Source organism: Methylosinus sp. LW3 (assembly GCF_000527115.1).
Taxonomy (GTDB): Bacteria; Pseudomonadota; Alphaproteobacteria; order Rhizobiales; family Beijerinckiaceae; genus Methylosinus.
The window spans coordinates 148,351-174,785 of sequence record NZ_AZUO01000004.1; the positions used below are offsets into that span (position 1 = coordinate 148,351).

The 26,435-nt window shown below is 67.9% G+C and carries 7 protein-coding genes; 5 read left to right on the top strand and 2 right to left on the bottom strand.

Annotated elements, in window-relative coordinates; all coding sequences use genetic code 11:
* Nucleotides 1-16: 16 nt before the first annotated feature.
* Nucleotides 17-2,641, top strand: coding sequence for a type VI secretion system ATPase TssH (gene tssH / locus METLW3_RS0123585; RefSeq protein WP_024882185.1), 2,625 nt, complete (start codon nucleotides 17-19; stop codon nucleotides 2,639-2,641).
* A 61-nt stretch (nucleotides 2,642-2,702) separates the two neighbouring features.
* Here tssH and METLW3_RS27935 read toward each other — a convergent pair whose 3' ends face one another.
* Both METLW3_RS27935 and METLW3_RS0123595 read right to left on the bottom strand, forming a co-directional pair.
* Nucleotides 2,703-10,232, bottom strand: a complete 7,530-nt coding sequence (locus METLW3_RS27935; RefSeq protein ID WP_024882186.1) for a hybrid non-ribosomal peptide synthetase/type I polyketide synthase — start codon at nucleotides 10,230-10,232, stop codon at nucleotides 2,703-2,705.
* A 16-nt stretch (nucleotides 10,233-10,248) separates the two neighbouring features.
* Entirely contained in the window at nucleotides 10,249-11,037 is a 789-nt protein-coding gene (locus METLW3_RS0123595; protein WP_024882187.1) for an alpha/beta fold hydrolase, read from the bottom strand.
* A gap of 404 nt (nucleotides 11,038-11,441) precedes the next feature.
* Here METLW3_RS0123595 and METLW3_RS0123600 point away from each other — a divergent pair, with 404 nt between their 5' ends.
* From METLW3_RS0123600 to METLW3_RS0123615, 4 genes are all read left to right on the top strand, one after another.
* Entirely contained in the window at nucleotides 11,442-12,596 is a 1,155-nt protein-coding gene (locus METLW3_RS0123600) for a Rieske 2Fe-2S domain-containing protein (protein ID WP_024882188.1), read from the top strand.
* A gap of 99 nt (nucleotides 12,597-12,695) precedes the next feature.
* Nucleotides 12,696-13,022, top strand: coding sequence for an SCP2 sterol-binding domain-containing protein (locus tag METLW3_RS27215; RefSeq protein WP_198022887.1), 327 nt, complete (start codon nucleotides 12,696-12,698; stop codon nucleotides 13,020-13,022).
* A gap of 146 nt (nucleotides 13,023-13,168) precedes the next feature.
* Nucleotides 13,169-15,313: an AMP-binding protein gene (locus METLW3_RS0123610; protein ID WP_198022889.1), complete on the top strand. Its 2,145-nt coding sequence runs from the start codon at nucleotides 13,169-13,171 to the stop codon at nucleotides 15,311-15,313.
* Nucleotides 15,310-26,385: a type I polyketide synthase gene (locus tag METLW3_RS0123615; RefSeq protein ID WP_024882191.1), complete on the top strand. Its 11,076-nt coding sequence runs from the start codon at nucleotides 15,310-15,312 to the stop codon at nucleotides 26,383-26,385. Before METLW3_RS0123610 ends, METLW3_RS0123615 begins: the two co-directional genes overlap by 4 nt.
* The last annotated feature ends 50 nt before the right edge of the window (nucleotides 26,386-26,435 follow it).

A 26,435-nucleotide genomic window follows, 5' to 3' on the forward strand; every position in this document is an offset into this window, starting at 1 on the left:
TGAGGAGGGCGGAGAAATGACTGAGATCAGCCTGGAGACCGTGACCGGCAAGCTCAATCGCGTCGGCTATGACGCTTTTATGCGCGCCTTGCGGCAGGCGAAGCTGGCCGGGCATCGCAATGTAGAACTCGCACATTGGCTGATGCATCTTCTGCAGAGCGAGGGGAGCGATCTCGATCTCACGGTCGATCGCTTCGCGCTCGACAGGGCCAGGCTGTCGCGCGATCTGGAACAGGTCATCGGCTCGTTTCGCGTCAATGAGACACAAATGCCCGGCGTCGCCAACAATGTGGTGGACGCGCTGGATCGCGGCTGGCATTTCGCCACTTTGCTCTTTGGCGAGACTCAAATTCGGAGCGGCCATCTGCTGACGGCGCTGCTGAAGACGCCGGAGCTTCGTCGCGCTCTGCGCTCGCTGTCGCGCGAGTTCGACAAGATCGCAGACGAGGCGCTGACGCAGGAGGCCAATCGGATTTGGGCCGGATCACAAGAAGAGAATCTGAGGCCGCTGGACGGCGCCGGGCCTGTCGCCAAAGGCGCGCGCGAGGCGAAGGGCGCACATACGGCGCTCGATCGCTTCGCTCAGGATCTCACGGAAAGGGCGCGCAGCGGCGAGCTCGATCCGGTGCTGGGGCGCGACGATGAAATTCGTCAGGTCATCGATGTGCTCATGCGACGCAGGCAGAATAATCCAATTCTGATCGGCGAGGCGGGCGTCGGCAAGACGGCGATCGCGGAAGGATTTGCACAGCGAATCGTCGCCGGCGCCGTGCCTGCGGCCTTGCGGGACATTCGTCTTCTGTCGCTGGACATCGGCCTTTTGCAGGCCGGCGCCTCGATGAAGGGCGAGTTCGAGCAGCGGCTTCGGTCGGTCATCGACGAGGCGCAGTCTTCGCCGACGCCGGTGATCCTGTTCATCGACGAAGCCCATACGCTGATCGGCGCCGGCGGACAGAATGGCGTCGGCGACGCCGCCGATCTGCTGAAGCCGGCGCTCGCGCGCGGCGCCTTGCGCATGCTCGCAGCGACGACCTTCGCCGAGTATCGACGCCATATCGAAAAAGATCCCGCGCTATCGCGGCGCTTTCAGCCGGTCGATGTGGACGAGCCTTCCGTCGAGCGCTGTGTCGAGATGCTGCGCGCCATGGTGAAGCCGATGGAACGGCACCACAATGTGCGCGTTTCCGAGATGGCGATAAGGTCGGCGACGAAGCTGTCGCAGCGCTACATTCCCGCGCGCAAGCTTCCAGACAAGGCGGTCAGCCTTCTCGACACGGCCTGCGCGCGCGCGGCGATCTCACAGAATGCGACGCCTGCGCCCATAGAAGATGCGCGCGCCATGATCGCGGCCTTGGAGAGCGAGCGTGCGGCGATCGTGAGCAATAGCGATCTCGAGCAGCTGGACGAGCGCCGCCTGCATGACGTGGAAGTGGAGATATCGTCCGCGCAGGAGAAGCTCGCCGAGCTCGAATCGCGTTGGACGCGGGAACGCGGCCTCATCGAGGATATACATCGATTGCGGGAGGAGGCGGCCTCCGCCGAGCCCGCGCATCGACAGGCTATCCGCGAGCGGCTCGACGCCAAATCCGAGGCGCTGGAAGCGCTGAGCCCGGAGCGGCGCATGATCTACGCGCATGTCGATGAGCAATGCATCGCCTCAGTGGTTTCGGATTGGACCGGCGTTCCGGTCGGACGCATGGTGACGGATGAGATCGAAACGGTCCTTCATTTGACCGAGATTTTGAACGAGCGCGTCGTCGGACAGACGCACGGGCTGCGGTCGATCGCAAAGCGCATTGAGACGAGCCGGGCGCGATTGGACAATCCCGACAAGCCGATCGGCGTCTTCATGCTGGTCGGCCCCTCGGGCGTCGGCAAGACGGAAACGGCGCTCGCGCTCGCGGAAGCGCTCTATGGCGGCGAGCAGAATGTCATCACGATCAATATGTCGGAATTTCAGGAGCCGCATAGTGTGGCGACGCTAAAAGGGGCGCCTCCCGGCTATGTCGGCTTCGGCGAAGGCGGCCGCCTCACCGAAGCGGTGCGCCGCAAGCCTTACAGCGTCATTCTGCTCGACGAGATCGAAAAGGCGCATCCCGACGTGCACGAGATTTTCTTTCAAGTCTTCGACAAAGGCCAAATGGAGGATGGCGCAGGCAGGCGCATCGATTTTCGGAACACTCTGATCATTCTGACATCCAATGTCGGAACCGATCTGCTGATGCGGCTCGGCGCCGACCCCACCGTCGCGAATGATGCAGAAGCGCTCGCGCAGGCGCTGCAGCCGGAACTGCTGCGCGTATTTCCGCCGGCGCTTCTCGGCCGCATCGTGACCGTGCCTTACTTCCCGCTGTCGCGGCAAATGCTCGTCGGCATCACGCGGCTGCAATTGGATCGCATCGGCAAGCGGGTGACGGATGGATATCGCGCGACGTTCAGCTATGACGATACGGTGGTGGACCACATCGTCGAGCAATGCCGCGATCCCGACTCGGGCGGCCGGATGATCGATAATATCGTCACCAACACGCTATTGCCGGCTCTATCCCGCGAGTTCTTGAAAAAGGCGCTGGCCAAGCAGGAATTGGCGCGGGTCGCCGTGGGAGTCCAAAATGGCGCGTTCGAATATTCATGCGCATGAGCCGGCCGGCGGGCCGTCTCGTCGCTGATCGAGATAGCGAAGCGCTGACGGAGCGCGCCCGTCAGCCCGGCGCGAGCGCGCGAATGACGCGCTCGGCGAGCCGTTCGATCGTGTCGCGCTCGAACAGGCTCGTCGCATAGATGAGGCTGCCCTTGATCTCGCCATCGTCCAAGGAGACGGAGAGAGTGAGTGGGCGGCGCACCGCGACACGGTCGGCGGAAGCGCGCGACAGCGTCAGCCCTGAGAATTGCACATTCTGCGGCGGAGCGTCCTCGATCACCAGCGCCACGTCGCCGAGCCGCTCGGCGTCCGGGCCGTGATCCTCGCGCAGCGCCGACATGATGTCGCGCCAAGGCGCATTCTGATTGGCGAGCGCCCCGAGCGTCGCCTCGCGCACGCGCGGCAGCAGTTCCTCCAGCGCGTCGCCGGGCCGCTCTATGCGCAGCGGCAGAGCGTTCATGAAGGGTCCGAGCATGCGATGCGTCGCCGCATGATGCCGCAGCGAGACCGGAATCGTCAGAGCGAGCGCATCGTCCGAGGCGCGCTCGGCGAGAGCGGCGGCGAAGGCCGCCGTCAATGTCATGGCGAGAGTCGCCCGCTCTTTCGCCGCGAGCGCCTCGGCGGCGTCGACGGCCGCCTGCGGAAAATCGAAACGGAAGACGGCGCCCTCCGGGACGAGGGCGCCTTCCCCGCGCGGCGGATCGCACCGGATCGGCGCGGGCAGGCCGCTCTCGAACAGCCGGCGGAAATAGGCCGTCTGGCCGCTGCGTAGCTCCGGCGTCAGCCATTGCCGCTCCCACAGAGCGTAATCGGCGTAGGAGAGCGAACGATCGAGGAGCGGAAACAGCTCCATGCCCTCGAGCCCATTGGCGTAGAGCGCGCCGATCTCGCCGAGCAGCATGCGGACTGTCGCGCCATCGGCGATCGAGCGATGACAGCGCAGCCGCAGCAGACGCTCGCCATCGCCGATCCGCTGCAGCGAGACGCGGATCGCGGGCCGCCCGTCATCGGCGCGGACCGGCTCTAGAGGATCGGGCGCTTCCTCGGGACCGAGCAGCATCACCTCGGGCGGCGCATCGACGATCCGCTGCATCGCGCCGCCATCGGCCATGGGCTCGAGGATGGTGCGCAGAATGGCGTGGCGCCGGAAGGCTTCCCTTATGCTCTCGATCTGGCGCTCTTCGTCGAGCGGGCCGAGAATTTGCACGCCGACGTCGATCCACTGACCCGGCGCACCGGGAGACGCCTGCTCGGCCGCGAGGGCGCCGAGCTGGGCGATCGAGGCCGGCGCGACAGCGCCTGCAGGCGCCGCGACGAATTCCGGCAGGGCGACGGTCGCGCCGCGCCGCGCGCCGTCGAGCCGGGCGGCGAGCGCGGCGAGAGTCTGATCCTCGAAAATCGCGCCGAGCGGCAGCTCCACGCCGAGGCTTTGATGAATGCGCGCGCGCAATTGCGCCGCCAGCATGGAATGACCGCCGAGCAGAAAGAAGCTGTCATCGGCGCCGACACGCTCGAGCTTCAGCAGATCACGCCAGATCTCGGCGAGGCTCTCCTCGTCCTCGGTCCGCGGCGCGACGAAGGCCGAGTCACGAACCGCATCGCGCGGCGGCGCCGGCAAGGCGGCGCGATTGAGCTTGCCATTCGCCGTCAGCGGCATTTCGTCGAGCGTCACAAAGGCGGACGGAATCATATGATCGGGCAGAAGGCGGCGCAGATGATTGCGCAGCGCATGCACATTCGGCGCCGGTCCGTCGAAGGTGAGATAGGCCGCGAGCCGGGCCTCGCCGTCCATGTCATAGGCCGCGACCGCCGCCGCGCGCGTGCGCGGATGGTCGAGCAATGCGCGCTCGATCTCGCCGGGTTCTATGCGGACGCCGCGAATCTTCACCTGCTGGTCGTCGCGGCCGACGAAGGCGAGAACGCCGTCCTCCTCACGCCGCACAATGTCGCCGGTCGCATAGAGACGCTGCGTCGCCTCGCCATCGTCGAAGGCGAAAAAGCGCTCTTGCGTCAGCGCAGCATCGCCGAGATAGCGCAGCGCGAGGCATGGCCCGCCGATGTGCAATTGTCCGGGAACGCCGATTGGCGCGATCCGTTTCTGCGAGTCGAGCACGACCAATCGCACATTGGCGCGCGGCCGTCCGATCGGCACGATCGCCTGCGAATCGGCGAGCGCGCCCGGCCCTACCACATGCAGGCTGACGATGCCGGAGGTCTCGGTCTGCCCATATTGATTCACCCAGCGCAATTCGTCGCCGACGAGGGCGCGCCAATCGCGCACGAGCGACTGACGCAAAGGCTCGCTCGCGGTGAGCTGCAAACGCAGCTCATTATCGAGCAGTGTTGCGCGCGCGGTCTCCGGCAAGCTCGCGAGCGCATCGGCGAGCTGCCGCAGCACGGAGGGCACGAGATCGATGATCGTCGCCTTGGCGGCGCGGATGCGCGCAAGCAGAGCGAAGGGATCGCGCCGCTCGTCGTCGCTGGCGATGACGATACGCGCGCCGGCGGCGAGCGGCGCCAATATCTGCCGCATGGAGGAAGAGAAGGCGCTCGACGCCGTATGCAGAAAGGCGTCGGAGGCGACGACGCCGAGCTCCGCACGAAGAGTCTGCGCATATTCGGCGACGGCGCCATGCGAGATCACCACGCCTTTCGGCCGACCTGTCGAGCCCGAGGTGAAGACGATATAGGCGGGGTCCGAAGGTCTGACCAACGCCTCGAGCGGCGCGTCCGACTGGCGCGCGACATCGGCGTCGAAAGGCGCGGAGACGTCGAGCGCGACATTCGCCTCGGCGAGCATATGCGCGATACGTTCCCGCGGATAGGATTCGTCGATCGGCACATAGACGGCGCCGGCCTTCATCACGCCGAGCATTCCGACGATCATATCGACCTTGCGCCCCGTGCGCATAGCGACGGCGTCGCCGGGGCGAATTCCCTTCGCGCGCAGCCAGCGCGCGAGACGCCGCGCGGCCGATTGCAGCTCGGCGTAAGTGAGGCGGCGCTCGTCATCCTCGCAGGCGATATGATCGGCGCGCGTCACGGCGACGGATTCGAGCAGCTCCGCCACAGTGAGCGGGCCGGGCGACGGTGCCTCCACGGGCGCGCGGCTCGCGGCGCGCTCTTCCGGCGTCAGCAGCGGCAGCGTGGAAAGGCGCCGCGACGGATCTACGAGAATTCCGTCGAGCCCGGCGAGAAAATGCCGTAGCAATCGCTCTATGCGTGGCGCATCGAAGAGGTCGGTCGAATATTCGACATGGCCGGCCACCGCAGCGTCGTCGAAGATGGTGAAGGTGAGATCGCGCTTCGCCGTCTGCGTGTCGATCTCCTGCACGTCGATCTCGAGGCCGGGCACAGCGGGCGGCTGCAACCCACCCTGCAGCAGCAATTGCACGCGATAGAGCGGATTGCGCGAGCCGTCGCGTTCGCGCTCGACGGCGTTGACTACATGATCGAAGGGCGCGTCCTGATGCACCATCGCGCCCTGCACGCGCGCGCCGAGGCGGGCGATCAGCGCGCGCATGTCGGGATCGCCGTCGAGGGCGACGCGCACCGGCAGAGCATTGACGAAGAGGCCGATCAATCCTTCGATCTCGAGCCGGCCGCGATTGGCGCTCATCGCGCCGACGATGAATTCGTCCTGGCCGCTGTGACGTTGCAGCACGGCGGCGAGCGCAGCGAGCAGCGGCGAGAACAAGGTCACGCCCTCCGCCTGCGCCAATGCGCGCAGCGCCTTTGCGCGCTCGGCGCCGAGCGCGAAGCGCAGACGGCGGCCGCGAAAGCTCGGCGTGCGCGGCGGCGGCCGGTCGGTCGGCAGGGCCAAAGGCGCGGCGCCGGAAAGCTCCGCCTTCCAAAATTCGAGCAGCTCGCCCAGCATCTCGCCGGCGAGCCAGTCGCGCTGCCAGGCGGCGTAATCGGCGTATTGAATCGGCAATTCGGGAAGCGGCCAGGCCTCGCCCGTCGCAAAGGCGCGATAGACGGCGGAGAGCTCGCGCAGCAGCACGGCGAAGGACCAGCCGTCGGTGACGATATGATGCATCGTCACCAGCAGAATATGATGCGTCTCATCGAAGCGCAGCAGGCGCGTGCGAAACAGGGGCGCCTGTGCGAGATCGAATGGCGCTCCGGCCTCGCGCCGCGCCCATTCGGCTGCCTCCTCCTCGTCGCGCACGGTCTCGACGGGCAGCGGAACGCGCAGCGAGCCGAAGATCTGCGGCTGCGCGACGCCGCGCTCGCTGCGAAACGATGTGCGCAACGACTCGTGCCGCGCGACGATGGCGTCGAGGCTGCGCTGCATCACAGCAACGTCGAGCGCGCCGCGAATGCGCACGGCGGCGGCGATATTATAGGCGCTGGAGCCCGGCGCCAGCTCATGAAGGAACCACAGCGCCTCCTGATTGAAGGAGAGCGGCAGAGGCGAACCGTCGCGCGGCCGGCGCGTCATCGGCGGCTGGCGCTTTGCGGCGGCGCCGCGCTGCTCCTCCCACCAATCGAGGAGGCGCGTCGCGAGCGTGGCGACATCGGGGCTCTCGATGAAGAGCGCCACTGGAATGGCCGCGCCGAGCGCCGCCTGCAAGCGGCTGCGCAGCTCCATCGCGGTCAGCGAATCCATGCCGAGCGCGGCGAAGCCCGTATGCGGATCGATATCCTCGGCGCTCATATGCAGCGCATAGCCGATCTCCGCCTTCAGACGCTCGACGACGAGACCGCGCCGCTCCTCCTGCGGCGCATCGGCAAGCCAGGAGTCGGGCGCGGCGGCGGCGGGAGTGTCGGCCGGGAGAGCGAGAGAGTCGTCGGAGGCGAGCGCGGCCGCGCGCTCTTCGCCGGACCCCGAGAAGGAATGCGCGTCCCGCCGCACGGCCTGGAACCAGAAGCGCTTGCGCTGAAACGGATATTTGGGAAGATCGACCTTGCTGCGCTTCCACGGCGCATCGACGGCGCGGAAGTCGATGCGCGCGCCGGCCGCATAGAGCTGGCCGAGCGCTTCCTCTATCTGCCGAGCGTCGGACACGTCGCGGCGCAGCGAGGCGACCGCCTGCGGCGTCGGCCGTCCCTCCGGCCAGGCGCGCAGCGACATTGCGGCGAGCACGGGCTGCGGGCCGACCTCGAGCAGGACCCGACAACCTAATTCCGCGAGTGTCTGCGCGCTCTGCGCGAAGCGGACCGGCTCGCGCGAATGGCGCCGCCAATATTGCGCATCCAATCGCGTCTGCGCGGCGAGCGGCTTGCCCGTGCGATTGCAGATCAGCGTGCGCGTCGGCGCTTCGAAAGGCGTCTCTCCGGCGAAACGCTCGAAGGCGTCGAGCGCCGGCTCCAGCAGCTCGGAATGAAAGGCGTGCGAGGTCTCGAGCTCTTCCGTGCGGCGACCTTCGCCACGAAATGTCTCCGCCAGCGCGCGCACATCCTGCTGCGGACCGCTGACGACGATATGCGCGCCATTATAGGCCGCGATCGAGACATGCGGGAAAGCGGCGAGCCGCGCCTCGACAGCGTCGGCCTCGGCGAAGATCGCCGCCATCAAGCCGCCCGCCGGCAAGGCGCCGAATAATCTCCCGCGCTCGGCGAGCAGACGCGCGCCCTGCTCGAGCGTGAAGACTCCGGCCACGCAGGCGGCGGCGTATTGACCGACGCTGTGGCCCAGAACCACATCCGGCGTGACGCCCCAGCTGCGCCACAGCCGCGTGAGGCCCATCTCCAGCGCGAAAAGCGCCGGCTGCGCGTAAGAGGTGTGGTTGACGGCGCCGTCCTCGGCGAACATCACTTCGAGCAGCGGGCGCGGCAGAATATTGGCGATCGCCGCCGCGCATTGCTCCAGCGTCTCCTTGAAGAGCGGTTGCGTCTCATAGAGCTCGCGGCCCATGCCGGAATATTGGCCGCCCTGTCCGGTGAAGAGCCAGGCGGTCTTCGGCGGATCGGCCGCGAAGCCGGTGTAGACTCCCGCAGAGTCGCGCCCCTCGACGAACGCCTCCAGCAGACGCGCGGCCTCGGCGCCGTCCTCGGCGACGATCGCCGCGCGATGCTCGAGATGCGAACGGCAGACGCCCGCCGAATGGCAGACATCGGCGAATGCGCTCGCCGAGGGCAGCGTCTCGACGCGCTGGATATAGGACCGCGCCAACGCCTTCAGCGCCGGAACGCTCCGCGCCGACAGCGGCAACATATGCCAGGGACGTTCGGAAAATGACGAAGCTGCGTCCTTCGTCTCGGCCTGGGGCGCCGCCGGCGCCTCCTCGAGGATCACATGCGCATTGGTGCCGGAAAAGCCGAAAGAGCTGACGCCCGCGCGCCGCGCCCGTTCGGCGCGCGGCCAGGGGCGCGCCTCCGAAACGACCTTCAGCGGCAATTGCTTCCACGGAATATGCGGCGAGGGCGTGCGGAAATGCAGATGCTCGGGCAGCAGCTCGTTCTCCAGCGCCTGCGTCACCTTGATGACGCCGGCGACGCCCGCGGCTGCTTCGAGATGGCCGATATTGGTCTTCACCGAGCCGATGAGCAGCGGCCGGTCGGGCGCGCGTCCCGGGCCGAGCGCGGCGGCGGCGGCTTGCGCCTCGATCGGATCGCCGAGCGACGTGCCCGTGCCATGGGCCTCGAGATAATCGACATCGGGGGGCATGAGCCCGGCCTGATCCAGCGCCGCGCGAATGACCCGCTGCTGCGCGCGGCCGCTCGGGACAGTGAGCCCGCCCGAGGAACCGTCCTGATTGACGGCGCCGCCGCGTAGCACCGCGCGGATGCGGTCGCCGTCGCGCAGCGCGTCGGAGAGCCGCTTCAGCACGATGACGCCGCAACCTTCGCCGCGCACATAGCCGTCGGCGGCGGCGTCGAAGGTCTTGCACTTGCCGTCTGGCGCCAGCATGCGCGCGCGCGACATGCTGATCATCAGAGCCGGCGTGAGGATCGCGTTGACGCCGCCGGCCAGCGCGAGGTCGCATTCGCGTAAGCGCAGCGCCTGGCAGGCCTGATGGATCGCCACGAGCGAGGAGCTGCAGGCCGTGTCGACCGTCACCGCAGGCCCCTCGAGCCCGAGTCGATAGCTGATGCGTCCGGCGCCGGCCGCGGGCGAGGTTCCCGTCGCATAATAGGCGTCGATGGTCTCGGGCGTCATATTGTTGACGAGCAGGCCGAGATATTCATGCGTGCTGACGCCTATCCAGACGCCGGCGCGCGCGCCTTCCAGCTCCGAGGCGGCGACGCCTGCATGTTCCAGCGCGCGCCAGCTCGTCTCCAGCAGCAGACGATGCTGCGGATCCATGTAGGAGGCCTCGCGCGGCGCCACGCCGAAGAATTGCGCGTCGAAATCATCGATGCTGTCCAAGAGTCCGGCGCGCCGCGTCAGCGATTTTCCCGGCGCGTCAGGATCGGCGTTATAAACAGCCTCGGCGTCCCAGCGGGAGAGCGACACTTCGCCGACGCCTTCGCGCCCGTCCCGCAGCATCTCCCAAAAGGCTTCGGCGTCCGCGCCGCCGGGAAAGCGCGCCTCATAGCCGATGATCGCGATGGGCTCGCGCGTCGCGCCCTCGAGCTCGGCCACGCGACGGCGCAGGGTCTCCAGAGCGACGATCGCCTTTTTCTTGAATTCGAGCTCGCTCATTTCGGGTCTCGCGCGTTTATTGCGTCGTGGCGGTGAGCGTCTCGCAACAGCGAGCGACGATCTCCATCAGCGCCCGCTGTCCGGTCGCCGGACGAAAGTAGAAATGATCGCCCGCGACGAGGCGCCGCTCGAAGCCGCCGCCCGCATGCTTTTCCCAGGCGTCGAGCTCGGCCGCCGACACGACCGGATCGCCGTCGCCGCCCACGGCCGTCAGCGGGCAAGGGAGGGGCGGACGCTCGGTCCAGCCATAAGTCTCGTTGATGGAGAGATCGGCCTGCAGCGCGCGGCCGATCATCTCGACATAATCGCTCTGCTCGAGCAGAGCGACCGGAATATTGCCGTGCAGCTTCGCGACGCGGAACACGACATCGCGCGGCGGAAGATGCGATACGCGCTCCGCTCGTGAGAGCAGATGCGGCGCGACGCGGCCCGAGGCCAGGAAATGCAGGCGCTCCGGCGCCGCGCGTCCCTCGGCGAGCAGGCGATGGACGATCTCATAGGCGAGCAGAGCGCCGAAGCTGTGCCCGAAAATCAGCAGCGGCCGATCGGCCAGCGCCGCGACCGCCTCGGCGAGCGGCGCCGCGAGCGCGTCCATCCTGCGCGCAGGCTCCTCACGCAGCCGCTGCTCACGTCCCGGAAGCGAGGCGGCGTAGAGATTGGCGCGGCCGCGCAGCGGCGCGATCCAGGGCCAAAATCCCGTCATGCCGCCGCCCGCGGGCGGAAAGCAGATCATCGTCACTAAAGAGTGATCGTCTGCGGACATACGCTTCAGCCAATCGAGCGAGGCAGGGTTCGGCTCGTTCATGCGGCGCCACGCGCGATCGCGATGTGTCGCAGCGCACACCACGCTTCAGCGGCGCCTGCTATGGAAGTAGATATCGAAGAAGTCCGGATAGATTCCGAGAGGTCGATCAATGAAACCACCTGCGCATTCGATTGTAAGCGCAATATTTCGCATCGCAGCGCGACGCCGGCGCGCTTGGCTACCTTTGCTTTTTACGCTACAGTCCAAAGGGATGCAACGCCATCCATCCGTCGCGGACAGCGCCGGGACCGCGCCACTCGCCGGCTGTTACGGTTAACGACCGCATGAACGGCCGATAGGTCGCATGGTCTACTTGCCGTTTTGCGCGCGGATGCGCGACGAGATTATTTTGCATCGAATGACGCTGAGCTTTTTTGTCCAAACTATCTCTAGGAACGAGTAGAATGAACGGATCGACGCATGTCGACTTCGAGCACACCGGCCCCGGACTCCCGGCGGGCGAATTGCTGCGGCGCTATTGGCAGCCCGCCTTCGTCTCCGAAGAGCTTCCGGTGGCGCATCCCAAGCCTCTGAAAATTCTGGGCGAGGAACTCACCCTCTATCGGGGAGAGGACAAGGTGGCGCGCATCATCGACGGACGCTGCCCGCATCGCGGGCTCGTGATGTCGGTCGGCAAGGTGGAAGGCGACAGCATACGTTGCCGCTATCACGGCTGGAAGATCGACCCGACCGGCCAATGCGTCGAGCAGCCCTTCGAGCCCAAGAGCTTCGCCGCCAAGGTGCGCGTGCGCAGCTATCCGGTCGAAGAATATTTCGGCCTGATCTGGGTCTATCTCGGCCCCGCGCCGACGCCGCCGCTGCCGCGTTGGCCCTCGCTGGAGCAATGCGGCTATTTTCACGTCGTCGAATTGCGCAAGTGGAACTATTTCCACGATCTCGAGAACACGGTCGACGATGTGCACCAGCGCTGGGTGCACGCCGAGGGCATTTATCAGGACGCCGCCAACGCCGGGCAGATTCCCGCGGCGACGGCGCTCGAGACCGAATTCGGCCTGATGCAATACACCTCCTTTCCCAACGGCTATCTGCGCAAGCTCGCGCTCTTCATGCCGAACATGCTCTATTTCACCTCCGGCGCCGGCATGCTGCGCGGATTCAAGAGCTTCTTGTGGAATGTGCCGGTCGACGACGTCAGCCACAAAATGTTCTTTCTCCTCGTCGCGGCGCATTTGTCGCCGGAGGACGGCCGCGACGTCGCCGATGGAGTGCGCTCGGGCATGCGCTATGTCGCCTCGTCCCTGCCGCCCGTCGAGCAGGTCATCCAATCCGTGCTCTCCGGCGAGAAGCGCTGGGAAGACATAGAATCGCGACCGGATCTTCTGCTCATCGAGGACGGAATCGTTCTGGTCGGCCAAGGCATTATTCCGGATCGCTCGAAGAACCGGCTCGGCGCCTCCGACGCGGCAATCATTTTGCTGAGGAAGCTCTATACGCGGGAAATGTCTCGAATCGAGAAGGGAGAGCAGCCGTCGGCCTTTCCCGGACCCGACGAGCGGCTGCTCGCGCAGATCGATGAATTTCAGGCCGAGCCCGCGTGAGCGGGAATTCGAAAAAGCGGGAGTCGGCTTTTCGAAGTCCCGCGTTTTCAAATGACTCTGAGCAGCAATTTTGCGCGCGCGCAAATTCGAGGAGAGCGCATGCCCACGGTGAGGGACATATTGGATCGGGCCACCCAGATGATCGACACGCACAGAGACAAGGCGAGCTCTCTGGGCGCCCGCTACAAATTCGTGCTGAAGGGCGAAGGCGCCTGCACTTTCGTGCTCAATCTCACAGCGGATGATCCCGGCGTGCGCGAAGGGGAGAGCGAGGCCGATTGCACGATCCGCGTCGCCGCCGCCGATTTCGTCCGCATGGCCGAGGGAGATGTGGACAGCCGCGATCTGTTCTTCGCCGGAAAGCTGAAGGTCGATGGCGATATGGGGCTCGCGTTGAAGCTGAAGAAGATGATCGCTTCGGCGTGAGATGAGGGGCGAGCAGGCTTCGTCGGCCCGGGGGCGACGGGCGAAGCCGCTATGACGAGCAAGGTTCGACACTGCGTCCACGCCGCGGCTGCGGCGTGATCGGACGCGTGCGCGTTGGGGGCGACGAAATGGGCGCGACGAATTCATTGAGCGAAGTCGAGGAGCTGGCGACAGAGCGGCTGCGGCGTCACGCCGTCGAGCATCCGGACCGGCTGGCGGCGGCATTTCTCGACGACGATCTCGAGATCCGCCAATCCTGGAGCTTCGGCGAGCTCGATCGCCGCGCGCGCTCCATGGCGGCCTTTCTCCAAAAGCACGCCGCGCCCGGCGAGCGCGTGGTGCTGGCCTTTCCGACCTGCCTCGATTTTCTCGCGGCCTTCTATGGATGTCTCCTCGCCGGCATGCCGGCCGTGCCGGCCTCCCTGCCGCTCGCGCATGGCAAGGATCGGCGGCTCGAGCTCATCGTCTCCGACAGCGGCGCCAAGCTCGTCCTCACCACCGCCAAGCATGTCGAGCTGCTGCAACGCCGCCTCGCCGAGGGCGAAGCGGCGGCGACGCCGATCATCGCCGTCGACGGGCTCGCCGATGAGAGCGACGTCTGGCGCGACGTCCCGCGCGCCGCCGGCGATCTGGCCTTCCTTCAATACACATCCGGCTCGACGCGCTCGCCGGCCGGCGTGATGGTCGGCCATGGCAATGTGGCGGCCAATCTGATGGCGCTGCATGACGGGTTCGGCTCCACGCCGGAGTCGGTCTTCGTCAGCTGGCTGCCTCTGTTCCACGATATGGGGCTCATCGCCGGCGCGCTGGCCCCGACATGGGCCGGATGTCCCGTCTATCTCATGAGCCCGGCGAGCTTCGTGCAGAGCCCATTGCGCTGGCCGCGCGCCATCTCGCGCTATCGCGGCACGATCGGCGGCGGCCCCAATTTCGCCTATCAGGCCTGCGTCGAGGCCGCCCGCGCGCATGGAGTCGCGGGGCTCGACCTCTCCTCCTGGACGATCGCCTGGAATGGCGCGGAGCCGGTTCGCGCCTCGACGATCGATGATTTCGCAAAGACTTTCGCGCCCGCCGGCTTCCGTGCGGAGGCGCTGACGCCGGCCTTCGGCCTCGCGGAGGCGACGCTGCTCGTCACCGGCAAGCGCGGTCCCGTCCGGCCGCTCGTTCGCGCGGTCGACGAGTCCGCGCTGCGCCGTGACAGCGTCGCCTTCTGCGACGCCGAGGATGCGCGCGGCAAGCCGCTGGTGAGCTCCGGCGAGCCGGCGCTCGGCGTCGATGTCCGCATCGTCGATCGGGACTCCTTCGTCGAGGCGTCGGCTTCGCAGGTCGGCGAGATATGGGTGGGCGGCGGCAGCGTCGGCCAAGGCTATTGGAACAAGCCGGAGGAATCGGCGGCGACATTCGGCGCGCGCACGGCGGCGGGCGAAGGCCCCTTCATGCGCACGGGCGATCTCGGCTTTCTGAGCGAGGGCCGGCTCTTCGTCACCGGGCGGCGCAAGGATCTGATCGTCATTCGTGGCGTCAATTATTATCCGCAGGATCTCGAGCAGACGATCGAGGCGAGCCATCCGGCCTTGCAGCCGGCCTCCTGCGCCGTCTTCGGCGTCGAGGAGGGCGACGCGGTGCGCCTCGTCGCCGTGCAGGAGCTGCGCCGCAGCGCCTGGCGCTCCGTCGATGCCGCGGAGGTGTTCATGGCCATGCGGCGCGAGGCGGCCCGCGAGCATCAGCTCGCGCTGCATCGCATCGTGCTGCTCAAATCCTTCGGCCTGCCCAAGACCTCGAGCGGCAAGGTCCAGCGCGCGGCCTGCCGCGCCGCGCTCGAGGACGGAACGCTCGCGGCGCTGCACGAATGGCGCTCGACCATGCAGGTCGCGCCCATCGACTTCACTGGCGAGCCGCTCACGCAGCCGGGCGTGCTGGAGCGCCAGCTCGTCGATTGGCTGCAGCGCGAATGCGGCGTCGAGAACATCAGCTGGAAGACGCCATTGATGGATCTCGGCATCGACTCGCTGAAAGGCGTCGAGCTCGGCAATGCGCTGTCCGCCGCCTTCCAGCATTCCTTCCCGGTGACGCTGATGATCGAGCATCCCACAGTGGACGCGCTCGCCCGGCTCATTCGCGAGGAGGCGCTGGGGATGAAGTCCGCCGAGCCGGAGCCGGGGCCTCCGCCGCCCATCGCCTGGGAAGGCGCCTCGCTCGAGCAGGAGATCGACCTGCTCGACGACGCCGCTCTGGACGCGCTGCTCGAGGGCAGCATAGACGCGGTTCTCAAAATGGATAGACGCTCGTGAGCGAGGCCGACTTCAAGAAAAAGGCGCTCCTCGCCATCGAAACGCTGCGCGCTCGCGTGCGCGAGCTCGAGGACGCCCGCGCCGAGCCCATCGCCATCATCGGCTATGCCGCGCGCCTCCCCGGCGCGCGCGACGCCGAGGCCTTCTGGCGCCTGCTGAGCGAAGGGCGGGACGGCATCGCTCCCATTCCCGCCGACCGCTGGGACGCCGATGCTTTCTATGATCCCGATCCAGACGCCGCCGGCAAGGTGACGACTCGTCGCGCCGGCTTCGCCGACGACGTCGCCAATTTCGACGCGCAATTTTTCGGCGTGTCGCCGCGCGAGGCGGAATTTCTGGACCCCCAGCATCGTCTGATGCTGGAGACGAGCTGGCACGCGATCGAGCATGCGGGCATAGCTCCCGCCGATCTCGAGGGCAGCCGCACCGGCATGTTCGTCGGCCTCAGCACGCACGACTATCTGACGCTGCTGTCCGGCAAGCTGGGCTATGCGGTCATCGAGGCCTATTTCGGCACCGGCACCTCGCCCGCCGCCTGCGCCGGGCGCGTGAGCTTCCGTTTCGGCTTCGAGGGGCCGGCCGTCACAATCGACACGGCCTGCAGCTCCTCGCTGGTCACGCTGCACGAGGCCGCGCAGGCGCTGCGCGCCGGCGAATGCGAGCTCGCCCTCGCGGGCGGCGTGAACGTCATCTACAATGTCGGCACGATGATCAACTTCTCCCGCGCGCGCATGCTCGCGCCGGACGGGAAGTGCAAGACCTTCGACGCCGCCGCCGACGGCTATGTGCGCGGCGAGGGTTGCGGAATCCTCGTGCTGAAGCGCCTCTCCGACGCTTTGCGCGACGGCGACACTATTCGCGCGCTGATCCGCGGCAGCGCCGTCAATCAGGACGGCGCCTCGGGCGGTCTCACCGTCCCCAATGGCCGCGCGCAGCAGCGCGTCATTCGCGAGGCGATGAAGCAGGCCAATCTCGTCGCCGGCGAGATCGACTTTCTCGAAGCGCATGGCACCGGCACCTCGCTCGGCGATCCTATAGAGGCCCAGGCCGCGGCCGCCGCGCTCGGCGCAGGCCGCCCGGCGGACAGGCCGCTGCTCATCGGCTCGGCCAAGACCAATATCGGCCATCTCGAGGCCGCGGCCGGCGTCGCCGGCGTGCTGAAAGTGGTCCTCTCGCTCGAGCATGAGCTGCTGCCCAAGCATCTCAACTTCCGCACGCCCTCGCCGCATATTCCGTGGAAGCAGCTGCCGCTGAAGGTGATCTCGGAGCCGCGCGAATGGCCGCGTTCCGAGCGGGCGCGGCGCGCCGGCGTCAGCTCCTTCGGCTTTTCCGGCACCAACGCCCATGTGATTCTCGAGGAGGCGCCCGCGCCTGCCGCTCCGCAGCAGGAGACCGCGCGCATCCCCGAGCGTCCCTGGCGCCTGCTGCCGCTTTCGGCGCGCAACGCTGCGGCGCTGAAGGCGCTGGCGCAGGCCTATGCCGAGCGCATCGAGGCGCTGCCTTCGGTCGCGGCCTTCGCGGATATCTGCTATACGGCGGGCGTCGGCCGCTCGCATCTCGAGCATCGCGCGGCGATCGTGGCGGAAGATCCGGCGAGCGCGGCGCGGCTGCTCACGGCGCTCGCCGAAGAGCGTCCGTCGCCGGGCGTTCACATGGGCGTCTCGGCCGATCCGCCGAAGACCGCATGGCTCTTCACCGGCCAAGGCAGCCAATATTCCGGGATGGGCCGCGAGCTCTATGAGACGCAGCCGATCTTCCGCGACACGCTGGACGAATGCGCGGCGGCGATCAGAGACATTCTGCCGCGTCCGCTGCTCGAAGTGATGTTCGCCGAGGACGGCGCCATCAACCACACCTCTTACGCGCAGCCGGCGCTGTTCGCGCTCGAAATGGGCCTCGCGCGTCTGTGGCGCAGCTGGGGCGTCTCGCCGGATGTGGTGGTCGGCCACAGCGTCGGCCAATATGCGGCGGCCTGCGTCGCCGGCGCGTTTTCGCTGGAGCAGGGCGCGCGTCTCCTCGCCGAGCGCGGACGTCTGTTCGGCGCTCTGCCGCCGGGCGGCTCCATGGCGGCGATCTTCGCCGAGGCGACCGCCGTCGAGGCGCGTCTTTCCGCCTATCCGCATGTTTCGGTCGCCGCTTATAATGGCGCGCATATCGTCATCAGCGGCCCGCAGGCGGATGTTCTGGCGGTGGCCGAGCAATTCCGCGGCGAAGGCAAACGCGCCGAGGCGCTCGAGACCTCGCATGCTTTCCACTCGGAATTGCTGGAGCCGGCGCTCGACGCTTTCGAAGCTTTCGCCGAGAAAATTCCCTTCGAGAATTTGACGCGCACGCTCGTCTGCAATCGCACCGGCAAGGCGCTCGGCGCGCAGACGCGGCTCGACGCGCAATATTGGCGGCGCCACTCGCGCCAGCCCGTGCAATTCGCACAGAGCGTGCAGACTCTGGCGAGCCTCGGCTGCCGCGCCGTGCTGGAGATCGGCCCGCAGCCGGTGCTCGCGGCGATGGCGCTGCGCGCCTGGCCGGAGGCGACTCCGGCGCCGCAGCCCGTCGCCTCGCTGCGCCGAGATTCTTCCGACGCGCGGCAGATAGAGGAGGCTTTGGGCCAGCTCTATGTCGCCGGCGCGCGCATCGATTTCAAAGCCGTCGAGGCGCCGTGGAAGCGCAACAAGATCGATCTTCCGCTCTATCCGTTCCAGCGCAAGCGCTTCTGGTTCAAGCAGACGCGCGCGCCGGCGCAGGACAAGAAGAGCGCCGACTCGCAAATCCTGCAAATGATCGAGGATGGCCAGCTCGAGGAGCTCGGCGGCCGGCTGCGCCTTGCCGACGACAAAGGCGCGACGCAGCGCGTTCTGCAGGCGCTCTACGATCATTATCAGCGCGAGCGCTTTTCGCAGAACACTGCCGAAAATCTCTATGAGCTCGCCTGGAGCAAGCGCGCCGGCCGCGATTTCGCGCCCCAGGCGAACGCGCATTCCTGGCTCGTCGCCGCTTGCAGCGAAGCGTCGGCGCGTCCACTCATGGACGAGCTGACGAACGCCGGCCATGCCGCGCGCTTCGTCGATCTCGCCGCCGCCGCGGATTTCCCGCGTCTCGTCGCCGCCGCTCTGCCGACGCGCGTCGCCATTCTCACCGCGATCGATGCGCCCGAGGGCTTCGGCGAAACGTCGCTGAAGCGCTTCGAGCAAATGGTGATGGCCGGCGCTTGCGGCCTCTCGCAGGCTCTCGCGGCGTCCGGCGCCAAGACGCCCGTCTTCCTCGTCACGAGCGGCGCGCAGCCGGTCGCCGAGAGTGACGCTATCGATCCGACGCAGGGCTGCGCCTTCGGCTTCGGCAAGGTGCTGGCGCTCGAGCATCCGGATCTCTGGGGCGGCCTCGTCGATCTTCCCGCTGCCGAAGCGTCGGCCGCCGACTGGCGCGCCTGCGCGAATATTCTGCGCGCGGAGACGCGCGAGAACGAGGACCAATTCGCCATTCGCGGCGGACAGACCTTCATCGTGCGCCTGCGCCGCCGGACGATCGCGGCGGCGCGGCCGCTCGATATCGGGACGGAAAAAACCTATCTCGTGACCGGCGGCCTCGGCGCGCTGGGATTGGAGGCGGCCGCCTATCTCGCAGGGCAGGGCGCGCGTCACATCGCGCTCACCAGCCGGCGCACGCCAGACGATCGCGCGCATCAGCGCCTCGAGGCGCTGCGCGAGCGCTATGAGGGCTGCGAGCTGCGCGTCATTCCGGGAGACGTCTCCTCAGAGGCGGATGTCGCGCGCATTCTGGAGCGCATCGGCGAAACCATGCCGCCGCTCGCCGGCGTCATTCACGCCGCCGGCGAGATCGACGCGACGCGCCTCACGGCGCTCGAGCAAAAGCACATAGAGAAAGTCTTCGCCGGCAAGGTCTGGGGCGCCTATCGGCTGACGCGCGCGCTCGAAGGCGCGTCGCTCGACTTTTTCATCTCCTTCTCCTCCATCGCCTCTGTGTGGGGCAGCTTCGGCCAGACGGCCTATGCCGCCGCCAATGGCTTTCTCGACTCGCTCGCCGCCTGGCAGCGCCGCCAGGGAATGCCGGGCGCCAGCGTGAATTTCGGCCCCTGGTCCGCCGGCATGGCGGATGAGGCGGCGCGCGAGCAATTGGCCAAGCGCGGCGTGCTCGAGCTCTCCTCCGAGCTGGCGCTGAACGGCATGAAGGCGGTGCTCGAATCCGCCGATGGCCGCGGCGTCGTGGCGCGCGTCGACTGGGCGCGCTTCCTGCCCGTGTTCCAGCTGCAAGCGCGGCGCGCCTTCATGAAGGAGCTGGAGAAGGAGACGCCCGAGGGCGAGGAGCAGATCATCGGCGGCGGCGCGCTGGCGCAGCGCCTGCTGCTGGCGCCGGCCGAGGGCCGCAAGCGCATGCTGCTCGACCATATGCGGCAGGTGCTGGCCGAGGTGGTGCGCCTCGACCCGGCGCAGATTCGCGAGGAGGCCGGCTTCTTCGATCTCGGCATGGATTCGCTGATGGCGATCGAGCTGCGCAAGCGTCTCGAGAAGGACCTCGGCGAGACGCTGCCGGCGACGATGGCAATCGACCATCCGCGGCTGACCGACGCGGCCGATTTCCTGCTCTCGCGCATCGGATTGCAGAATGAGGCGCAGGCGGAGGCCGCGCCCATCGTCCAGACTTTGCGCGCCGACGAGCCGATCGCCATCGTCGGCCTCGCCTGCCGCCTGCCCGGCGCCGGCGGCGCGGACGCCTATTGGGATCTGCTTTCGCATGGCGTCGACGCCATCCGAGAGGCCCCGTCCGAGCGTTTCGACATAGACGAGCTCTATGATCCCGATCCCGAAGCGGCCGGCAAGGTCTATACGCGCAACGGCGGCTATATGGAGGGGGTCGATCTCTTCGACTCCGAGCTGTTCGGCGTGTCGCCGCGCGAAGCTCTGTGGATGGAGCCGCAGCAGCGCCTCGTGCTGGAGACCGCATGGGAAGCGCTCGAGGACGCAGGGCTCGGGCCGGCGGGGCTGTCGCGCAGCCGAACCGGCGTCTTCGTCGGCGTCGGCGCCAATGAATATTCGCATCTCCTCGCCGGCTCGCCGGAGGAGATTCAGGCCTATTTCATCACCGGCAATGCGCTCAACGTGATCGCCGGCCGCGTCGCCTTCTCGCTCGGGCTCGAAGGTCCGGCGATGGCGATCGACACCGCCTGCTCTTCGTCTCTCGTCGCGCTGCACGAGGGCGCCCAGGCCCTGCGCGCGGGCGAATGCGACATGTCGCTCGCCGCGGGCGTCAATGTGCTGCTCAGCCCAGCGACGATGATCGCCGCCTGCCGCGCGCGCATGCTCTCGCCGGACGGCCGCTGCAAGACCTTCGACGCCTCGGCGGACGGCTATGCGCGCGGCGAAGGCGTCGGCGTGCTGGTGCTGAAACGCTTGTCGGACGCGCAGCGCGACGGCGACCGCATCCGCGCCGTGCTGCGCGGCAGCGCCGTCAATCAGGACGGCGCCTCCAGCGGCCTCACCGTTCCGAACGGCCGCGCGCAGCAGCGCGTCATTCGCGCGGCGCTGGACCAGGCCGGCCTCGCCCCGGCGGATGTCGATTATATCGAAGCCCATGGCACCGGCACCTCGCTCGGCGACCCCATAGAGGCGCAGGCCGCCGCGGCGGCGCTCGGCGCCGGACGGCCGGCCGATCGGCCTTTGCTCATCGGCTCCGCCAAGACGAATATCGGCCATTTGGAAGCCGCGGCGGGCGTCGCCGGCGTCATCAAAGTGGTGCTGTCGCTAGAACATGGGCTGCTGCCCAAGCATCTGCATTTCAAGACGCCTTCGCCGCATATTCCGTGGAAGGAGCTGCCGCTGAAAATCGTCTCGGAGGCGCGCCCCTGGCCGCGCTCCGATCGCAAGCGACGCGCCGGCGTCAGCTCTTTCGGCTTCTCGGGCACCAACGCCCATGTGATCCTCGAGGAAGCGCCGGCTCCCGTCGTCGCGCCGGCCGGCGAGAACGCCGCTCCGGCCGAGCGACTTTGGCATTTGCTGCCACTCTCGGCGCGCAGCGCTCCGGCGCTGCAGGCGCTGGCGCAGGCCTATGTTGCGCGCGTCGAGGCGCTGCCCTCGGTCGCCGCCTTCGCCGATGTCTGCCACACGGCCGGCGTGGCGCGCTCCCATCTCGAGCACAGGGCGGCAATCGTCGCGCAGGATGGCGCCGACGCCGCGCGGCTGCTGGCGGCGCTCGCCGAGGGGCGTCCCGCGCCGGGACTTCACTCGGGCGTTTCGGCGGACCCGCCGAAGACCGCCTGGTTGTTCACGGGGCAGGGCAGTCAATATTCCGGGATGGGCCGCGAGCTCTATGAGACGCAGCCGCTCTTCAAAGAGACGCTGGATCAATGCGCGGCGGCCATCGGCGATATTCTGCCGCGCCCGCTGCTGGAGGTGATGTTCGGCGAGGACGGCGCGATCAATCACACCTCTTACGCGCAGCCGGCCTTGTTCGCGCTGGAGATGGGCCTCGCACGCCTGTGGCGCAGCTGGGGAATGACTCCCGACGTCGTGCTCGGCCATAGCGTCGGCCAATATGCGGCCGCCTGCGTCGCCGGCGCCTTTTCGCTGGAGCAGGGCGCACGTCTGCTCGCCGAGCGCGGACGTCTGTTCGGCGATCTGCCGGCCGGCGGCTCGATGGCGGCGGTCTTCGCCGAGGCCGGCGTCGTCGAGGCGCGGCTCTCGTCCTATCCGCGCGTTTCCGTGGCCGCCTATAATGGCGCGAATATCGTCATCAGTGGCCCGCAGGCGGATGTGCGAGCGCTGGTCGAGGCCTTCCGCGGGGAAGGCCGCCGCACGGAAGAGCTGGAGACCTCGCACGCCTTCCATTCCGAGCTGCTGGAGCCGGCGCTCGACGCTTTCGAGGCCTTCGCCGGAGAAACGCCTTTCGAGACGCTGACGCATACGCTCATCTGCAATCGCACCGGCCGGGCGCTGGACGCGCAGACGCGATTGGACGCGCAATATTGGCGTCGTCATTCGCGCCAGCCGGTGCAATTCGCGCAGAGTGTGCAGACGCTCGCCGATCTGGGCTGCCGCGTGCTGGTGGAGATCGGCCCGCAGCCGGTGCTCGCGGCCATGTCGCTGCGCGCCTGGCCCGAGGGCCGGCAGGCGCCGCAAGCGGTCGCCTCGCTGCGCCGGGATTCCTCCGACGCGCGGCAGATAGAGGAGGCCTTGGGCCAGCTCTATGTCGCGGGCGCGCGGCCGGATTTCGCGGCGATCGACGCGCCGTGGAAGCGCAGCAAGGTCGACATTCCGAAATATCCGTTCCAGCGCAAGAAATATTGGCCGCGCGCCATTGTCGCGCGGGGCGGCGGCGCAGCGGGCGCCGGCGCGCTGCTCGGCTCGCTCTGCGATCTCCCCTCGGGCGATACGCTCTATGCGACCTGCTTCAGCGTGAAGCATCTGCCCTGGCTCGAGGACCATGTCATCTATGGCGCCATGGTCGTGCCCGGCGCCACCTACGCCTCCATGGCGCTCGCCGCCGTCGGCGCGCCGGCGCAGCTGCGCGAGGTGTTCTTCTACGAGCCGATCGTCTTCACCGGCGAGGAGCAGCGCGATGTGCAATTGACGCTGCGCGCCAGCGAGGAAGCCTCGCCGAGCCTGCGCAAATTCGAGGTGCACAGCCGCCCGCGCAACGATCGCGACGCGAGCTGGTCGCTCAACGCCTCCGGCAGCGTGGAGCTCGAGACCGCAGTCACCGACGAAGCGCCCGAGGCCATCGACACGATCATCGGCAGGCTGTCGCCCATGCCGCCGCAGCGGCTCTTCGACGGTTTCGCGGAAAATGAGCTGCGCTGGGGGCCGAACTGGTCCGGCTCGCTGCGCGCGCTCTGGGCGGAAGGCCCCGAGGCGGTGGGCGAGCTGCAGGCCGGCGAGGAGCTTTCCGAGCATATTTCGAGCGAGCCCATCCATCCGGTGCTGCTCGATCTCTGCACCGGCGTCGCCGGCGCCGTTCTGCTCGCCGCGGCTCCCGAGGCCACGGCGGACGACGGCAGCCTGTTCCTGCCGCTGCGCTATGAGCGCGTCACTCTGCGCGAGAAAATGCCGCGCCGCTTCTACTGCCATGCGCACTGGCGCGCCGACGCCGATGAGCGCTCCGAGACACAGGCTTTCGATCTCGTCTTCGTCGATGGCGAGGGACGCTATCTCGGCGGCATAGACGATTTCGTCGTGAAGCGCGCGCCGCGCCAGGCGCTGCTGCGCGGCCTCGGCGTCGACGCCGGCCGATTGCTGCATCTCTTGAGCTGGCGCGAGCGGCCGCTCGTCGCGGCGCCGGCCGCCGAGGCGGCGCCGTCAGAAATCGCGCTCATCGTCGCCGCGCCCGATCATCCGAGGCTGCCGACTCTGCGCGCCGCGCTCGCCGAGCGCGGACGCCGCATCGTCACGGTCGCCCCGGCCGCGGCCTATGAGCGGCGGGACGACGGCTTCACGCTCGATCCGCGCGACGCCGAACATTGGCGCAAGGCTTTTCTCGCGCTCGCCGAAGCGGGCGAGAGCGCCTTCGCCCTCGTCTTTCTGGCGAGCGGCAACGCCGGCCCGATCGAGGCCGAGCCGAGCGATGCGCTCCTCGCCCGCCTCACCAATGATCTCGACGGAATCATCGGCGCGACGCGCTATCTCGTCGGCCCGGGGGCGACGCGGCCGGCGCGGGGCCTGTGGCTCGTCACCGAGCGCGCCGTCGCCGCCGATCCGAGCGAGAATGTCGATCCGGCCCAGTCGGCGATCTGGGGCCTCGGCCGCACCATTCTCGCCGAGCAATCCGACGCCCATTGCGCGCTGATCGACACGGATGGGAGCGCCGAGGCGATCCAATCCCTTGCCGACGCGCTGCTCTCCGGCGCGCCGGAGCCGGAATTCGCGCTGCGCCGGAAAAAATGCATGGCCCCGCGGCTGATGCCCTGGGCGCGCAGCGGATTGCTCGCGGCGCCGACGCAGGATTATCGCCTGCAGCCGAGCGAGCGCGGCGCGATCGACAATCTGCGCCTCGCGCCCGAGAGCTTCGCGCCGCCGGGGCCGGGACATGTTCAGGTCCGTCCGCTCGCGGGCGGCTTGAACTTCCGTGACGTGCTCAATGTGCTCGGCCTCTATCCCGGCGATCCGGGCGAGATCGGCGGCGAGCTGGCCGGCGTGGTGACGGCGGTGGGCGAGGGCGTCGAGGGCTTTGCGGTCGGCGATCGCGTGTTCGGCTTCGCGCCGGGCGGCGCATTCGCGACGGCGGTGAACACGCCCTATCCTTTCCTGACGCATCAGCCGGCGAGCGTCGGCGCGGCGGAGGCGGCGACGCTGCCGGCGGCCATGCTGACCGTCATGCTCGGCTATGAATGGGCGCTGCCGAAAAAGGGCGAGCGCGTGCTGATCCATGCGGCCTCCGGCGGCGTCGGCCTCGCGGCCGTGCAGCTCGCGCAAAAGGCGGGAGCGATCGTCTACGCCACGGCGAGCGCGCCCAAGCAGCAGACGCTGCGCGATCTCGGCGTCGAATATATCTACGATTCGCGCACGCTGAATTTCGCCGATGAGATATTGGCGGACACCGGCGGCGCCGGCGTCGATATCGTGCTGAACAGCCTGACCAGCGAAGGCTTCGTCGCCGCCACTGTGCGCGCGACGGCGCAGGGCGGCCGCTTCATCGAGATCGCCAAGCGCGACATTTGGACAGCCGAGGCGATGGCCGCGGCGCGGCCCGACATCGCCTATCACATATTGGCGCTGGACGATGTGATGCGCGATGATCTTCCGCGCATCAAGCGAATGCTGGATTCTCTCGCCGCGGATCTTCGCTGCGGCGAATTGCAGACGCTGCCTTTCATGGCCTATCCGATCACCGAGGCGAAAACGGCCTTCCGCTGCATGCAGCAGGCCCGTCATATCGGCAAGATCGTGCTCACCGTGCCGGAGGCGCCCAAGCCCCGCCGCGACAGAAGCTATCTCGTCACCGGCGGCCTCGGCGCGCTCGGCCTGCGCATGGCGGAATTTCTGGCGCAGCAGGGCGCCGGACGTCTCGTGCTCACGAGCCGCCGGCCGCCGGACGACAGCGCGAAAGAGACGATCGCGGCGATCGCGGCGCAATATGATTGCCGGGTCGACGCCATCACGGCCGATGTCGGCGACGAGGCGAGCCTTCGCGCTCTGCTCGAGGGCGTGCGGCGCGACGGACCGCCGCTCGGCGGCGTCTTCCATTTGGCCGGCGTGCTGGACGATGCGCTGATCCCGCAGCAGACGCCGGAAAAAGTGCTGAAGACCCTCGCGCCGAAAGCGCTCGGCGCCTGGCTGCTGCATCATTTGACGCTCGACGACGCGCCGGAACTCTTCGTGATGTTCTCCTCGGCCTCCGCCGTTCTCGGCTCGCCCGGGCAGGCGAATTATGCGGCGGCCAATGCCTTCCTCGACGGCCTCGCGGCGCATCGCCATGCGCTGGGTCTGCCTGCGGCGAGCGTGAATTACGGGCCTTGGGCCGACGCCGGCATGGCGGCGAGCGAGGCCGCGCGCGTCAATCTCGGAAGGCAAGGGCTGACGCCCTTGAAGCCGGCGATGGCGCTCTCGGCCATGGCGGAGATGATCCGGCATGGCGCGGCGCAGGCCATCGTCATCGGCGCCCAATGGCAGCGCATCGCCAAGCTGATGGGACCGACCCGCCCGCCCATGCTGGAGCATGTGCTGCCCAAGGCCGCCGCGGCGCAGGCCTTCGACGGCGCCTTTTTGAAGCAGCTCGAAAAAGTGCCGGAGGAGCAGCGCGCCGACTTCCTGACCGAGCATCTGCAAGGGCAATTGCAGCATATTCTCGGTCTCGCGCAGCCGCCCGCGCCGGACAGCCGCTTCCTCGAGCTGGGGATGGATTCGCTGATGGCCGTGGAGCTGCGCAATCGCCTGCTCGGGCAATTCGGCGCCTCGGTCTCCATTCCCTCGACTGTCGTCTTCGATCATCCGACCGTCCGCGCGCTGGCCGAATATCTCGGCAGCCAAACGGCGGAAGGCGGCGCGGTCGAGGCGACCACGACTGATTCGGAAGCTCGAACAGATACGCCCGCAAAATCGGAAAAGGAGCTTGCGGCGCCGCCGTCATGAGCGGCCCCACGCCTCGCATGGCCCACAGCGGCACAGCGCGACAGCGAAGG